This window comes from Bradyrhizobium sp. NDS-1, from assembly GCF_032918005.1.
GTDB classification, from domain to species: Bacteria; Pseudomonadota; Alphaproteobacteria; order Rhizobiales; family Xanthobacteraceae; genus Bradyrhizobium; species Bradyrhizobium tunisiense.
Genome location: NZ_CP136628.1, coordinates 194890 through 209528, shown reverse-complemented (window position 1 = coordinate 209528; position 14639 = coordinate 194890). Strand labels below are relative to the sequence as shown.

The 14639-nt window shown below is 63.7% G+C and carries 18 protein-coding genes; 11 read left to right on the top strand and 7 right to left on the bottom strand.

Annotated elements, in window-relative coordinates; genetic code table 11:
* Window positions 1-87 precede the first annotated feature (87 nt).
* Entirely contained in the window at window positions 88-522 is a 435-nt protein-coding gene (hemJ, locus tag RX330_RS01005; RefSeq protein ID WP_317241765.1) for a protoporphyrinogen oxidase HemJ, read from the bottom strand.
* 458 nt (window positions 523-980) lie between these two features.
* Here hemJ and RX330_RS01000 point away from each other — a divergent pair, with 458 nt between their 5' ends.
* From RX330_RS01000 to dnaQ, 4 genes are read left to right on the top strand one after another with little or no spacing between them, the layout of a single operon-like run.
* Window positions 981-1820, top strand: coding sequence for a pyruvate, water dikinase regulatory protein (locus RX330_RS01000; protein ID WP_212082778.1), 840 nt, complete (start codon window positions 981-983; stop codon window positions 1818-1820).
* Window positions 1821-1828: 8 nt separating this feature from the next.
* A complete protein-coding gene (locus RX330_RS00995) occupies window positions 1829-2437 on the top strand; it encodes a Maf family nucleotide pyrophosphatase (protein WP_317241764.1) in 609 nt (202 codons plus the stop codon).
* A gap of 23 nt (window positions 2438-2460) precedes the next feature.
* The gene (gene coaE / locus RX330_RS00990; RefSeq protein WP_211415204.1) at window positions 2461-3060 is read left to right on the top strand and encodes a dephospho-CoA kinase; all 600 of its coding nucleotides are present in this window, start codon (window positions 2461-2463) and stop codon (window positions 3058-3060) included.
* Between the two features lie 41 nt (window positions 3061-3101).
* A complete protein-coding gene (gene dnaQ / locus RX330_RS00985; RefSeq protein ID WP_317241762.1) occupies window positions 3102-3818 on the top strand; it encodes a DNA polymerase III subunit epsilon in 717 nt (238 codons plus the stop codon).
* A gap of 18 nt (window positions 3819-3836) precedes the next feature.
* Here dnaQ and secB read toward each other — a convergent pair whose 3' ends face one another.
* On the bottom strand, window positions 3837-4325 hold the full coding sequence (gene secB / locus RX330_RS00980; RefSeq protein ID WP_212082802.1) for a protein-export chaperone SecB: 489 nt from the start codon (window positions 4323-4325) through the stop codon (window positions 3837-3839).
* A gap of 409 nt (window positions 4326-4734) precedes the next feature.
* On the opposite strand from secB, the gene RX330_RS00975 reads away from it, so the two are divergent.
* Genes RX330_RS00975 through RX330_RS00965 form a run of 3 tightly spaced genes read left to right on the top strand, consistent with a single transcriptional unit; the run spans window position 4735 to window position 7605 of the window.
* Window positions 4735-5442, top strand: coding sequence for a Tim44/TimA family putative adaptor protein (locus tag RX330_RS00975; protein WP_212082805.1), 708 nt, complete (start codon window positions 4735-4737; stop codon window positions 5440-5442).
* Entirely contained in the window at window positions 5420-7006 is a 1587-nt protein-coding gene (locus RX330_RS00970; RefSeq protein WP_212082808.1) for a murein transglycosylase A, read from the top strand. The genes RX330_RS00975 and RX330_RS00970 overlap by 23 nt, the downstream gene beginning before the upstream one ends.
* A complete protein-coding gene (locus RX330_RS00965; RefSeq protein WP_212082811.1) occupies window positions 7003-7605 on the top strand; it encodes a Smr/MutS family protein in 603 nt (200 codons plus the stop codon). The genes RX330_RS00970 and RX330_RS00965 overlap by 4 nt, the downstream gene beginning before the upstream one ends.
* Here RX330_RS00965 and RX330_RS00960 read toward each other — a convergent pair.
* The 5 genes from RX330_RS00960 to hslV form a co-directional block, all read right to left on the bottom strand.
* Window positions 7602-8726, bottom strand: coding sequence for a hypothetical protein (locus RX330_RS00960; RefSeq protein WP_317241761.1), 1125 nt, complete (start codon window positions 8724-8726; stop codon window positions 7602-7604). The two genes, RX330_RS00965 and RX330_RS00960, sit on opposite strands and share 4 nt — an antisense overlap.
* A 28-nt stretch (window positions 8727-8754) precedes the next feature.
* Complete coding sequence (hslU, locus tag RX330_RS00955) at window positions 8755-10059, bottom strand: ATP-dependent protease ATPase subunit HslU (RefSeq protein ID WP_212082817.1); 1305 nt, start codon at window positions 10057-10059, stop codon at window positions 8755-8757.
* 52 nt (window positions 10060-10111) lie between these two features.
* On the bottom strand, window positions 10112-10729 hold the full coding sequence (locus RX330_RS00950; protein ID WP_212082820.1) for a DUF2585 domain-containing protein: 618 nt from the start codon (window positions 10727-10729) through the stop codon (window positions 10112-10114).
* Complete coding sequence (locus RX330_RS00945; protein ID WP_212084553.1) at window positions 10726-11208, bottom strand: GNAT family N-acetyltransferase; 483 nt, start codon at window positions 11206-11208, stop codon at window positions 10726-10728. The genes RX330_RS00950 and RX330_RS00945 overlap by 4 nt, the downstream gene beginning before the upstream one ends.
* A 92-nt stretch (window positions 11209-11300) precedes the next feature.
* Complete coding sequence (hslV, locus tag RX330_RS00940; RefSeq protein WP_317241760.1) at window positions 11301-11861, bottom strand: ATP-dependent protease subunit HslV; 561 nt, start codon at window positions 11859-11861, stop codon at window positions 11301-11303.
* A 198-nt stretch (window positions 11862-12059) separates the two neighbouring features.
* On the opposite strand from hslV, the gene hisB reads away from it, so the two are divergent.
* The 4 genes from hisB to hisA all read left to right on the top strand — a co-directional run bounded on the left by hisB (window position 12060) and on the right by hisA (window position 14638).
* Window positions 12060-12653: an imidazoleglycerol-phosphate dehydratase HisB gene (hisB, locus tag RX330_RS00935; protein WP_212082845.1), complete on the top strand. Its 594-nt coding sequence runs from the start codon at window positions 12060-12062 to the stop codon at window positions 12651-12653.
* Window positions 12654-12720: 67 nt separating this feature from the next.
* Window positions 12721-13251: a DUF2628 domain-containing protein gene (locus tag RX330_RS00930; protein WP_212082848.1), complete on the top strand. Its 531-nt coding sequence runs from the start codon at window positions 12721-12723 to the stop codon at window positions 13249-13251.
* Window positions 13248-13898 (top strand): imidazole glycerol phosphate synthase subunit HisH, encoded by a 651-nt coding sequence (hisH, locus tag RX330_RS00925; RefSeq protein ID WP_212082851.1) that lies wholly within the window; start codon window positions 13248-13250, stop codon window positions 13896-13898. Before RX330_RS00930 ends, hisH begins: the two co-directional genes overlap by 4 nt.
* A complete protein-coding gene (hisA, locus tag RX330_RS00920) occupies window positions 13895-14638 on the top strand; it encodes a 1-(5-phosphoribosyl)-5-[(5-phosphoribosylamino)methylideneamino]imidazole-4-carboxamide isomerase (protein WP_317241759.1) in 744 nt (247 codons plus the stop codon). Before hisH ends, hisA begins: the two co-directional genes overlap by 4 nt.
* Window position 14639: the final 1 nt, after the last annotated feature.

The window sequence follows — 14639 nt, the reverse complement described above, 5'->3', positions numbered from 1 at the left end:
GCCTGCGTTGGGTGGGATATCGCCAATATAGAAAATCGCTTCCTGCTCCGCAAGCCGAAGCGCTGAGCTAATCGTCAGGCGCCTTGCCTAGAACGGCTTCACGATCACCATGATGACGATCAAAATCATCAGGACGGTCGGCACCTCATTGATAATACGATAGAATTTCTGAGATCGCGGACGCCGGTCGGCGGCAAAATCCTTCAGCCAGCGGGAAAAAAAGCCGTGGACCGCCGACATCGCCAGGACCAGTGCAAGTTTTACGTGCAGCCAGCCGAACGAGAACCAGTGGCCGGACCAGGCGAGATAGAGACCGGCAAGCCAGGTGATCGTCATAGCCGGGTTGATGATCGCCTTGAGCAGCCGGCGCTCCATCACCTTGAACGTTTCCGACTGCTTCGAGCCGATCTCGGCCTCGGAATGATAGACGAACAGTCGCGGCAGATAGAGCATGCCGGCCATCCAGGCGATGACCGCGATCACATGCAGCGCCTTGATCCAGAGATAGACGTCTTCGAACATTTTCGCGGCCCGGGTTTCTGCCCAGCGAAAGGAACTGGGGATAGTAAGAACTCGTTAAGGTCTCACCGTGCACACATATCCGTCCGAAGCGCCTTCCTCAAATCTAGAATCTTAGATTCTTAAGGTTTGAGTCTATGTGACCGTGGATTGGACTCATGCAATTCCGTCCGCGGGTTCACGCGCGCTTGTTCACATCCATCAACATATCCCAGACCGCTCCTGGCGCTCTTCGATAAGTCCGTTAGCTTCAAAGGCTTGCGCCTTTCTGTCGGCAGCTTATCAAGGGGGTTGTCCGCGCAATCCCGTTTCCGTGCCGACAGGCCGGCGAACTTGTTCAGACGGGCAGCGGTGTGAAGAAAATTGGCACTTGTCCCGACCCTGGTGTCGCACATCCCTTTCCGAGGGGTTAAGCTCCACAGAAATCCACAAACCACACCGCCTTCATACAAAGAGTTTTTGTGCCAACCTCGAACAATTATTTCCATCTGCACCTCGTCTCCGACTCCACCGGTGAGACGCTGATCACGGTGGCGCGCGCGGTCGCGGCCCAGTACGCCAACGTGACGCCGGTCGAGCATGTCTATCCGCTGGTGCGCAGCCAGAAGCAGCTCGATCGGGTGCTCGACGAGATCGAGGAAGCGCCGGGGATCGTGCTGTTCACGTTGCTCGAGAAGGATCTGGTCTCCAGGCTCGAGGACAAGTGCAAGGGGATCAACGTTCCGAGCCTGTCGATCATCGGCCCGGTGATGCAGCTGTTCGAAGCCTATCTCGGGGCTGCGACCACAGGCCGCGTCGGCGCTCAGCACGTTCTCAACGCGGAATATTTCAAGCGTATCGACGCGCTGAACTACACGATGATCCACGACGACGGCCAGCACGTCGAAGGCCTCGACGATGCCGACGTCGTCCTGGTCGGCGTGTCCCGCACCTCGAAGACGCCGACGTCGATCTATCTCGCCAATCGCGGCATCCGCACCGCCAACGTGCCGCTGGTTCCCGGCATTCCGGTGCCTTCGCAATTGGAGACGCTGACCCGGCCGCTGGTGGTCAGCCTGCATGCGACACCGGAACGCCTGATCCAGATCCGCCAGAACCGCCTGCTCTCCATGGGCTCAGACTCCGGCAACGACACCTATACCGACAGGCAGTCGGTCACCGAGGAGGTGGCTTTTGCGCGCAAGCTCAGCGCCAAGCATGATTGGCCGCTGCTCGACGTCACGCGTCGCTCGATAGAGGAAACAGCGGCGGCGATCATGAAGCTCTACAGTGATCGCCAGCGCAACCGGCCTTCCGGATAGTCTTCGCGATGGGTCTGTGGCTCGGCAAATCTCCGTTGATCCTGGCCTCGCAGAGCAGCGCGCGAAAAATGCTGCTCGCCAATGCCGGGCTGGAGTTCAAGGCCATCACCGCTGATATCGATGAACGCGGTGTTCAAGCCGCTTCAGCGCTGTCGAGTCCGCGAGAGATCGCTCTGCTGCTGGCGCGCGAAAAGGCCAAGGCGGTCTGCGCCGATCATCCCGGGAGCTACGTGATCGGTGCCGATCAGACCTTGGCTCTTGGCGACCGTCTCTTCAACAAGCCCGTGGGGCGTCCGCAGGCCTTGGCGCAATTGCGCGATCTCGCCGGCAACAGCCACGAGCTGAATTCCGCGGTGGCCGTGGCGCATGACGGCAAGATCGTGTTCGAAGACGTCTCGATCGCCCGCATGACCATGCGCGAGATGACCGAGGACGAGCTTGCAGCCTATCTGGATGCCGCCGGCGACGCCGTCATGACCAGCGTCGGCGCCTATCAGCTTGAAGGGCTGGGCATCCATCTGTTCGAGCGCATCGAAGGCGATCATTTCACCATTCTCGGCCTGCCTTTGCTGCGGCTGCTTGCGTTCCTGCGCAGCGAGCGGCTAGTTGCGGTGTAAATGACGGATATGGCTGTAGGCTGATGCGCATCCTGGGACTGACCGGCTCGATCGGGATGGGAAAATCCACCACCGCGAAACTGTTCGCGGAGGCCGGTGTGCCCGTCTACGATGCCGACGCCGCCGTGCATCAGCTCTATGAGGGTGAAGCCGCCCCCGCGATCGAGGCCGCCTTTCCCGGTACCACAGTGAACGGCAAGGTCGACCGGCCCAAACTGTCGGCGCGCGTGGTGCACGATCCCGCCGCCATCAAGCAGCTCGAGCAGATCGTTCATCCTATGCTCGGCGCCTCCCGGCAAAAGTTCTTCGCCGAGGCGGAAGCGGCCAAGGCGCCGGTCGTGGTTCTCGATATCCCGTTGCTGTTCGAGACCGGCGGCGAGAAGCGGGTCGATGCCGTGGTCGTGGTCTCGACCTCGCCGGAACTCCAGCGTGAGCGGGTGCTGGCGCGCGGCACCATGGACGAAGCGAAGCTCGACGCGATCATCGCCAAGCAGACGCCGGACGCCGAGAAGCGCAAGCGCGCCGATTTCGTGGTGGATACGTCGCACGGACTCGAGCCTGTGCGCGCGCAAATCGCGCACATCCTGGCCGAGGTCGTTAAGATGCCGCAGCGGCGAGCCTGATTCGTCGTCCCACGCGGCTCTCACGACTCTGACATCAAGACATGCGCGAAATCGTTCTGGACACCGAAACCACCGGCCTCGATCCGCTTCGCGGCGATCGCCTGGTCGAAATCGGCTGCGTCGAGATGCTCAACCGCATGCCGACGGGGCAGACGTATCACGTCTATATCAACCCCGAGAGAGACATGCCGGCGGAAGCGTTCGCAGTGCATGGACTGTCGGCCGAATTCCTGGCGACGAAGCCGCTGTTCCATGAGGTCGTCGACGCGTTCCTGGAATTCATCGGCGATGCGCCGCTGGTGATCCACAACGCCTCGTTCGACATCGGCTTCATCAATGCCGAGCTCGATCGCATCAAGCGTGCGGCGATTCCGCGCGAACGGCTGGTCGATACGCTGCTGCTGGCACGTCGCAAGCATCCCGGCGTGTCCAACCGGCTCGACGATCTCTGTTCGCGCTACGCGATCGACAATTCACGCCGTACGAAGCACGGCGCGCTGCTGGACGCCGAGCTTCTGGCCGAGGTCTATGTCGATCTGGTCGGGGCGCGGCAGTCGCAGCTGCTCCTGGCGTCGGACGCTCAGGAGATTCGCGTCAATGCGGCTGGCGATGCGCCGCGGCGGCAGCGCCTGGTGCCGCTGGCGCCGCGAACTTCGGACGCCGAGCGCGAGGCCCACCAAGCCTTCATTGCGACGCTCGGCGACAAGGCGATCTGGAACGAGTATCTCGCCGCTCCAGCTGTCCCTCCGGCTGGCTAGCCTTGATTCAGGCCCGGTTCAGGCCTGGCCGGTCTGGCCACCCTGAGCGGCCATTTGCCGCTCCATGTTCTGGCGATAGAGGCCGACGAAGTCGACCGGATCGAGCATCAGGGGCGGGAACCCGCCGTCGCGCACCGCGGTCGCGATGATTTCGCGGGCGAACGGGAACAGCAGGCGCGGGCACTCGATCATGACCAGCGGATGCAGATTCTCCTGCGGCACGTTGGCAATGCGGAACACGCCAGCATAGGCGAGCTCGAACGAGAACATGATCTTGCCCGCGGTCTCGGCCTTGCCCTCGACCGACAAAGTCACCTCGAACTCGTGTTCGCTGAGATTGTTGGCGCTGACATTGATCTGGATGTTGATCTGGGGCGGCTGGCTCTGCTGCTGGAGCGAGCTCGGCGCGTTCGGGTTTTCGAACGAAAGGTCCTTGGTATATTGCGCCAGCACGTTGAGCTGGGGAGCCTGGGCCGCCTCGGGAGGGGTGCCGTTACCGTTGGTCATGAGAGTCTCTCCTTACCCGATTTGGGCTGAATTTCGCGGCGGTTGGCTAACATAGGGCCGCCTCGTTCCACAAGGACGAACGGTCCCGGAGGAGGAATTCGGGCCGCGCCCGCAACCGCGACGTTTACCCCGACTTTTCCGCAAAATCGCGCCTTAAACGATTGAAGATGCGCGATTTCCGGGCAGGATCGGGTTTCCCCTTAAGCATAAAACGCGCTACACTCGGCGCTGTGCCAAAAGGCGCCATTGGCCCGGCAAGATTTCGTGCCTACATCCCACGGACCTGACACGCGGATCCAAGAAGGCGATGTAGACTTGCCGTTCCCGTATGGAACGGTCTACTGGCCGGATTGATTTTCCCGGCGACGACCCCAGAGCGAAGACCCAAAGACCAGAAAGCGAATACGACGTGGACATCTATACCATCATCTTCCTGGCGCTGGCGGTCTTCATCTTTCTGCGGCTGCGCAGCGTGCTTGGACAGCGGACCGGCAACGAGCGGCCGCCGTTCGATCGAACCGCCGCCCGCAATGCGCTGGGGGGTACCCAGGACAACAACGTCGTGACCATGCCGGGCAAGGTGATCGACCAGGCCCCGCTGGCGCCCACGGCCGACCCGACCCCGCCTGCCGATCGCTGGAAGGGCCTGACCGAGCCGGGCACCCCGCTTGCACAGGGTCTCGACGCCATTGTCGAGAAGGATTCCACCTTCGACCCGCGCCATTTCATCTCCGGTGCTAAGGGCGCCTACGAGATGATCGTGCTCGCCTTCGCCAATGGCGACCGCCGCGCGCTGCGCGACCTGTTGTCGTCGGACGTCTATGAGAGCTTCGACGCAGCGATCAAGGAGCGCGAGAAGAACGAGCAGAAGACCGAGACGCGTTTCGTCTCGATCGACAAGGCCGAGCTCGTCGGCGCCGAGCTGCGCGACCGCACCGCCCAGCTCACGATCCGCTTCGTCTCGCAGATGATCTCCGCCACGCGCGACAAGACAGGCAACATCGTCGACGGCAGCGCCGATACGGTCGCCGACATCACCGACATCTGGACTTTCGCCCGCGACATCACCTCTCGCGATCCGAACTGGAAGCTGGTTGGCACCGGAAGCGCGAATTAAGGTCATTCTGAAGACCAGCGCGACCGCGCTTTGCGCAGGTGTCGTCGCGCTGTCGTCGTTTTCGCTCGGCGCCGAGGCGGCGCGCCGCCACTATCGCAGCCACCACCATCATCTTCCGCATTTGCCTGCCGCTCCGCCGCGGGCCTTGCCCTATCCGCAGCTCCCGCTGCCGTTCGAAATATCAGGCGCGCAATATCTGCCGCTGGCCTGGGCCGACATGAAGGGCTGGGGCGATGACAATCATCTCGCCGCCTACAAGACGTTCCGCGCCAGCTGTCGGACGATCAATGCGCAGACCGGCGCGGCCGAGCCGAAGGCCTTGGCGGGCTCGCTGAATGAGCCGTGCCGGCTCGCCAAATCTCGCGAGCTCACCGACGACGCCAAGGCCAAGACCTTTTTCGAAGAGAATTTTGCACCGCTGCGCATCTCCCGTCTCGGCGAGCCCGACGGCTTCGTCACCGGCTATTACGAGCCGGTGCTGGAGGGATCGCGCACGCAGACCGAGATCTACAACGTTCCGGTCTATCGCCGCCCGTCCAACCTGTTCGTGCGCGGCTACAAGCAGGACGCGCTCAGCCTGCCCAACAAGGGCCCGGTCTATCGCAAGATCGGCCGCCGCAAGCTGGTGCCCTATTACGATCGCGGCGAGATCGAGGACGGCAAGATTGCCGGCCGCGGGCTGGAGATCGCCTGGCTGAAGGATCCGACGGATCTCCTGTTCGCGCAGATCCAGGGTTCGGCGCGAATCAAGTTCGACGACGGCAGCTCGGTTCGGCTCAATTACGACGCCTATAACGGCTACCCCTATACGGCCGTCGGTCGCATCCTGATCGAGCGCGGCATCATCCCGAGGGAAGAGATGTCGATGCAGAAGATCAGGGAATGGATGACGCAAAACCCTGACGGCGCCAAGGAGCTGCGCCGCGCCAATCGCGCCTACATCTTCTTCCGCGAGGTCAATCTCTCCGACAAGGACGAGGCGGTGGGCGCGCAGGGCATTCCACTGACCGCGGGACGCTCGATCGCGGTCGACAAGTCCCTGCATGTCTACGGCACGCCCTTCTTCATTGAAGGCGAGCTGCCGATCGAGTCCGAACGGGCCAAGACGCCGTTCCGCCGGTTGATGATCGCGCAGGACACCGGCTCGGCCATCATCGGCCCTGCGCGCGCCGATCTCTTTTTCGGCGCTGGCCAGGAGGCCGGCCGCGTCTCCGGCCGGCTGCGCCATCCCATGCAATTCGTGATGCTGGTGCCGAAGAGCCTCGATCCCGCCAAGCGCGCTGCACGGCTGCCGGTGCCGGATCCGCGGCCGTCGGAGAAGATCGCAAAGCTGTTTCCCCAAACCGATCCCGCCAGAGATTCCAGCAAGGATCCGAAGAACGCGGCGGCCGCCGTGAAGCCGGGGGAGACGAACAAGGCCGGCGCGGCCTCGCCTGCCGAGCCACAAGCCAAGGATGCCGCCGTCGCGGTGGCGAACCCGGTGCCGTTGCCCGAGCCGCGTCCCAACATCAAGCCTGACCGCGAACAGCGCAAGCGCGTGAATCGTCGTTCCGATCAGCAATGAAGCGATCGTCCCGTCCGCCCGTGCTGGAGCCTCGCCCCTCGCCGCGTCGCCGCGCGCTGAGCGCGGAGGAGCACGCGCTGTGGGACTCTGTCGCAAAGCAGGTCAAGCCGCTGAGGAAGCATCGCGCGGCAAAGGGTGTGATCAAGGCGCCGCCGGCGCCCGGCAGCGAACCCTCGCCCGTCGCTCCGGCCGTGAGGCCGGCACCATCGCTGCGCCCCGTTGCCGCCGCACCGGCGCTGCGCGTCGCAAAGCCGTCCGTTCCGCCTCTGGCGCCGCTCAGCAAGCGCGAGCGGACAAAACTCTCGCGTGGCCGCAGCGAGATCGAGGCGCGGCTCGATCTGCATGGCATGACCCAGACGCGCGCCCATCGCGCGCTGACCGGATTCCTGCACCGCGCCCATCACGACGGCCTGACCTTCGTCCTCGTCATCACCGGCAAGGGCCGCAGCGGCGGCGAAAGCGGTGTGCTGCGCCGCCTGGTGCCGGAATGGCTGAGCCTGCCGGAATTCCGCACCTTCGTCGTCGGCTTCGAGACCGCGCATATCGGCCACGGCGGCGAGGGAGCGTTGTATGTGAGGATCAGGCGGGCGAGGGTTTAGAACGGCCGGATGATGCCGACGCGCGGGATCAGCGTGAGGATCAGGCCGAGGATGTTGGTGCTCCGATCCTCCACCGGAATCAACGACGTCTCGCGCGCAGCCGGCAGCATCTTCACCGCATGCAGGATCAGGAACATGCAGACCGCCCAGTTCGAGATCCAGCGGGAATAGTCGAACACCATCGCGAACATCACGACATAGGCGAGGCTGATTCCGATCAGCGCCGCGATCACGAGGCGGCGGTGCGTCTCGCTGGCGAGCGCGCCGATCAGCTTCGAAAAATAGCGCCACAGCGGCGTATGCAGCCAGATCAGTAGCGCAAAGACGGGCACGCCGAGGATATTGTGCGGCAGGCGCCCCCAGGTGTCCGAGACCTCCTTCGCCAGCGGCTGGTACCAGATGTAGCTGAATTGCAGCAGATCCGTGCGGGATGGATCGGCCATGCGCGTTTTCAGATACGCGACGAAATCCGCTTCCGGGATCGGCATCGTTCCCAGGAATTGCGCGGCAAAGAACAGCGCGGCGACCGTGAGCAAGGCGAGGATGCCGACGGCGACGTTACCGCGATTGAGCCCGTAAGCGAGATAGTGCCTGATCACGACAATGGTGACGATCGTCGGCACATACATCAGCAGGTGAATGTGGTGGATCAGCACGAGAACGATCGAGAACAGCGCAGCCAAAGCCACAAACAGCAGCGATCCCGCCGGCATCAGCAGCAGGACGAGCGCTAGCGCGCAGCCATAAATGTCGAAATGGCCGAGCGTGTGCATGAAGTTCTTCAGAAAGAATGGCGAGCCCGCCATGAAGACGAACAGCGGCAACGTTTTCGCGGTGAAGCCGAACGTCTTCTGAAACAGCCTTGCGTAAAGGCCTGATGTCACCAGCCACGTTGCGCCGCCGATCGCGAACACGGACCATACCGGCACCTTGTCCGTGAACAGCGCGACAATGGCGCCGATCAACGCGCGCTTGATGAAGCCGAAATGATAGTCGACGAGGAGGTGAATGTAGGGGACGTAGGGCGGAAGCTGGATCTTGTGGACGAAGACGCCGATGATGACCGCCGCGTTGATCGCGAGCAGGAAGCGCCAGGGATTTTGCAGGATGCGTACGGTCACGCCGCATCAATAGCGTGACCGCCCGAAATTACAAAATGAACCGGCTCAGATCCGCGTTCTTGGCGAGGTCGCCGACGTGCTTCTGCACGAAATCCGCATCGACCTTGACGGTCTCGCCGTTGCGGTCGGGCGCGGTGAAGGAGATGTCGTCCAGCACCCGCTCCATCACGGTCTGCAGACGCCGCGCGCCGATGTTCTCGACGGTCGAGTTCACGGCGACCGCGACATCGGCGAGCGCGTCGATGGCGCTGTCGGTGATGTCGAGCGTCACGCCCTCGGTCTGCATCAGGGCGACATATTGCTTGATCAGCGAGGCCTCGGGCTCGGTCAGGATGCGGCGCATGTCGTCGCGGGTCAGCGCCTGCAATTCGACGCGGATCGGCAGGCGGCCCTGCAATTCCGGCAACAGGTCGGACGGCTTGGCGACATGGAAGGCGCCCGAGGCGATGAACAGGATGTGGTCGGTTTTCACCGCGCCGTGCTTGGTCGAGACCGTGGTGCCCTCGATCAAGGGCAGCAGATCGCGCTGCACGCCCTCGCGCGAGACGTCGCCGCCGACGCGGCCGTCACGCGCGCAGATCTTGTCGATCTCGTCGAGGAACACGATGCCGTTGTTCTCGACCGCGCTGATCGCCTCCAGTGTCAACTGATCGGTGTCCAGCAGCTTGTCGGACTCTTCGTTGACGAGGATCTCGTGCGAGCCCTCCACCGTCAACCGCCGCGTCTTGCTACGGCCCCCCAACTTGCCGAAGATGTCGCCGATCGAAATCGCACCCATCTGCGCGCCCGGCATGCCCGGGATCTCGAACATCGGCATGCCGCTACCGGACGACTGTGTCTCGACCTCGATTTCCTTGTCGTTGAGCTCGCCGGCGCGCAGCTTCTTGCGGAAGGATTCACGCGTCGCAGGGCTGGCATTGGCACCGACCAGCGCGTCGAGCACGCGCTCCTCGGCGGCGAGCTGCGCGCGAGCGTGCACGTCCTTGCGCTTCTTCTCGCGGACCTGGGCGATCGCAACCTCGACGAGATCGCGCACGATCTGCTCGACGTCGCGGCCGACATATCCGACTTCGGTGAATTTGGTCGCTTCCACCTTCAGGAACGGCGCATTCGCCAGTTTTGCCAGTCGCCGCGCGATCTCGGTCTTGCCGACGCCGGTGGGGCCGATCATCAGAATGTTCTTCGGCAGCACCTCTTCGCGCAAGGAGCCGGTGAGCTGCTGCCGCCGCCAGCGGTTACGCAGCGCGATCGAGACGGCGCGCTTGGCATCGGCCTGGCCGACGATGAAACGGTCGAGTTCGGAAACGATTTCACGGGGAGAGAAGTCTGTCATGGGACCTTAGCTAGGGTCAGTTGCGGGCCAGGACAAGCCGGTTTTTCGGCTGTTAGATGATCGGCGGGCCGGATTGCCATTGCTTCACCGCCTCGATCGGATGGATCAGCATCAGGATATTGAGCGTCAGATTGTCGCGAATGTGGAGCGCCAGCATGATCTCGAAGGCGAGCCCGAGCAGGACGGTCGCGGACACAGGCAGCATGCGCGCGGCGAGGAACCCCAGCACCATGGCCAGATTGTCGGAGACCGAATTGACGATGCTGTCGCCGAAATAATCCAGCGAGATCGTGCCGGCGCGGTAGCGCTCGATGATGAAGGGCGAGTTCTCGACGATCTCCCAGGCACCTTCGATCAGCATCGCGACGATCAGGCGGGCTGGCCAGGAGAGAGACAGGAAAGGCAGTCGCGCGAACAGCAGCCAGGTCAGGCCGTAGAACAGGAAGCCGTGCAGCACGTGCGAGAAGGTGTACCAGTCGGCGATGTGCTGGGAATTTTCCGAGCTGTTCACCACGCCGTGCCACAGCTTGACAGTGCCGCAGGTGCAGATCGGTACCCGCCCCATCGCAAGCAGGATCGAGGCCTGAAGCGCCAGCAGCAGCAGCGCGATTCCGACCCAGGCGAGCGGCGGAAATGCGGTCTTGGCGGTGGGGGTCGCGGCAAGCGTCATCTGTCTCGGATCATCAGGAGTGCGGGGCCATCGGGCGTGACAATCTCGTGCTGCGGCACGAATCCGGCTTTCTCATAGGCACGAATTGCACGCGGATTGGCGGGGCTGGGGTCGATCACGATGCGAGGCACGCCGCAGGCAAAGAGCTGGTCGATGAAGGCACGGATGAAAGCGGAGCCGTGGCCGCATCCGAGCATGTCGGCTTCGCCGATGAACTGATCGAGGCCGCGGGTACCCACCGGCTGCGGGCCGAAGCTGACGTGCCAATCGCCGATCTGGTAGCACTGCAGATAGGCGAAAGACCGGCCATCAAGGCTGACAATGAACTGCGCCAGGTCAGGATGATCGAGGTCGCCGCCGACGAACGCGAGCGTCTCCGGATCATGCCACCATTCGGCGACATGTGGCGCGGCCAGCCAGCGCCGGATCAGCGGCATGTCGACCGGGGTCATCGGGCGGAAGGTGTAGGTGGGGGTCATTCTATCGGCCACGGCGGTGCTGCGCTCCCTCTCCCGCAAGCGCGAGAGGCTACAGCCAGCCCGGAGCGCCGCCATTCAGTCACAGGTCGGTCCTACCCCGTCGCCAGGCTCTCGATCGTCAAATTCCGGTTGGTGTAGACGCAAATATCCGCGGCGATGTCCATGGAGCGGCGGACGATGGTCTCGGCGTCCTTGTCGGTGTCGAGCAGGGCCCGGGCCGCCGCCAGTGCGTAATTGCCGCCGGAGCCGATCGCCATCACGCCGGCCTCGGGCTCCAGCACGTCGCCGGTGCCTGTCAGCACCAGGGAGACGTCCTTGTCGGCCACGATCATCATGGCCTCCAGCCGCCGCAAATAGCGATCGGTGCGCCAGTCCTTGGCCAGCTCCACCGCGGCCCGGGTCAGCTGCCCCGGATATTGCTCGAGCTTGGCTTCCAAGCGCTCGAAGAGGGTGAAGGCGTCGGCGGTCGCGCCGGCAAAGCCGCCGATCACGTCGCCCCTGCCCAGCTTTCGGACCTTCTTGGCGTTGGACTTGATCACGGTCTGGCCGATCGAGACCTGGCCGTCGCCGCCGACCACCACCTTGCCGCCCTTGCGGACCGTCAAAATCGTGGTGCCGTGCCAGCCCGGGGAGCTGTTCTGGGAGTCCTGCATGAAGTACCTCGTTGTCCGGCCTGATTTAGGCGGTCGGGGCCAAAGGGACAACTGGCGCACAACCGGCCGTTCCGGGCCGAATTTCACTCACCATAGGCAGAAGTAGAGGCCCCGCCAGCCGTTCCCGCAGTAGCGAAGGGGGCATTTGGCTGTTAATAGACTGGCGTTTCAGGCCCAAAACCCCAGCGAAAGCCTTCAATGCGCACCGCGACGATCAAGCGCAAGACCAAGGAAACCGACATCGAGGTCACCGTGAACCTCGATGGCACCGGCGTGTCGAATATCGCGACCGGCATCGGCTTTTTCGACCATATGCTCGATCTCCTCGCCCGCCATTCCCGCATCGACCTCACGGTCAAGGCGGTGGGCGACCTGCACATTGATCATCACCATACCACCGAAGACACCGGCATCGCGCTCGGCCAGGCTGTCAGGCAGGCGCTCGGCAACATGGCGGGCATCACCCGCTATGCCGGCGTGCACATGCCCATGGACGAGACGCTGTCGCGCGTGGTCATCGACATCTCGGGCCGTCCGTTCCTGGTGTTCAAGGCCGACTTCCCCCGCGACAAGATCGGTGAGTTCGACACCGAGCTGGTGCGCGAGTGGTTCCAGGCCTTCGCCATCAACGCCGGCGTGACTCTCCACGTCGAGACCCTATATGGCGATAACAGCCACCATATCGCCGAGTCCTGCTTCAAGGGTCTGGCGCGGGCGCTGCGCACCGCGGTCGCGATCGATCCGAAGGCCGCGGGCGAGATCCCGTCCACCAAGGGCTCGCTCGGCGGCTGACGTCTCCGGCCAGCGGCGGCACGCGCCGCTTGCGGTATCACTGAATCCCTAAGAACGGGGCAGCACCATGCCTGTCTACACAGTTCATGCTCCCTCCCCCGCTGGAGCCGATCTGCGCGCGACCGACAAGTTCGTGTTCGTGCGCGACGGCTTTCATTTCTGGGCGATGATCTTCGGCCCGTTCTGGTTGCTGTGGAACCGGCTGTGGCTGGCGCTGATCGGCTATCTGATCTTCGTGGCCGCGTTCAATGTGGGGCTGTCCAGCCTCGGTGTCGGACGCGGCTCGATCTTCTTCGCCGATCTCATCGTCGCGCTGCTGATGGGTTTGGAGGCCTCGAGCCTGCGTCGCTGGACGCTGTCGCGCGGCAAATGGCGGCAGCTCGACGTCGTGGTGGCCGACGACGAGGACACAGCCGAGCGCCGCTTCTTCGAGCGCTGGAGCCAGAAGCAGCACGGCATCGTCAACGATCAATGGGCCGTCGATCGCGGCGGCCCACCGCCGACCCGCAACACACCGGGTCAGCAATTCTCGAGCCCGCCGCCCATTCCGGCCGGCGGCATCATTGGATTATTTCCAGAACCGGGAGGGTCAAGATGAGCGTCGCCATCATCGATTACGGTTCCGGCAACCTGCATTCCGCCGCGAAAGCCTTCGAGCGCGCCGCGCGCAGCCTGGAAGATCCGCAGAAGGTCTTTGTCACCAGCGATCCGGACCAGGCCTATGGCGCCGATCGTCTGGTGCTTCCGGGCGTCGGCGCGTTCGCCGATTGCCGTCGCGGGCTGGATGCCGTCAACGGCATGGTCGAGGCGATCACCGAAGCGGTGCGCGTCAAGGCGCGGCCGTTCTTCGGCATCTGCGTCGGCATGCAGTTGATGGCGAGCCGCGGCAAGGAGCATGTCATCACCGAAGGCCTGAACTGGATCGGCGGCGACGTCGAGAAGATCACGCCGCGCGACGAGAGCCTGAAGATCCCGCATATGGGCTGGAATACGCTCGAGGTGCTCAGGGAGCATCCGGTGTTGAACAAGCTGCCGCTCGGCCCCAAGGGCCAGCACGCCTATTTCGTGCACTCCTACCACCTCAACCCCGCCAGCGAGGCGGACGTGCTCGCGCGCGCCGATTACGGCGGACCTGTCACCGCGATCGTCGGCAAGGACACCGCCATCGGCACGCAGTTTCACCCCGAGAAGAGCCAGCGCTTTGGCCTCGCTCTGATCTCGAACTTCTTGCGATGGAAACCGTGATCCTTTTTCCCGCGATCGACCTCAAGAACGGCCAATGCGTGCGCCTCGAGCAGGGCGACATGGCGCGCGCGACCGTGTTCAATCTCAATCCCGCCGCGCAGGCGCAGAGCTTTGCCGAGCAGGGTTTTGAGTATCTCCACGTCGTCGACCTCGACGGTGCCTTTGCCGGCAAGCCGGTGAATGCCGGGGCTGTCGAGGCCATGCTGAAGACGATCAAGCTTCCGGTGCAGCTCGGCGGCGGCATCCGCGATCTCAAAACCGTCGAGGCGTGGCTCGACAAGGGCATCACCCGCGTCATCATCGGCACCGCCGCAGTGCGCGATCCCGAGCTGGTGAAGGCCGCGGCGAAGAAATTCCCCGGCCGTGTTGCGGTCGGGCTCGATGCGCGCGACGGCAAGGTCGCGGTCGAAGGCTGGGCGGAGACCTCGCAGGTGACGGTGCTCGAGATCGCGCAGCGTTTCGAGGACGCCGGCGTTGCCGCGATCATCTTCACCGACATCGCGCGCGACGGCCTGCTCAAGGGCTTGAACCTGGATGCGACCATTGCGCTGGCGGACAGCATCTCGATTCCGGTGATCGCCTCCGGCGGTCTCGCCTCGATCGAGGACGTCAAGGCGATGCTGACGCCGCGCGCCAAGAAACTCGCCGGCGCGATCGCGGGCCGCGCGCTTTACGACGGCCGGCTCGATCCAGCCGCCGCCCTCACTCTGATCCGCAGCGCACGCGCGCCTGGGAGCTGAC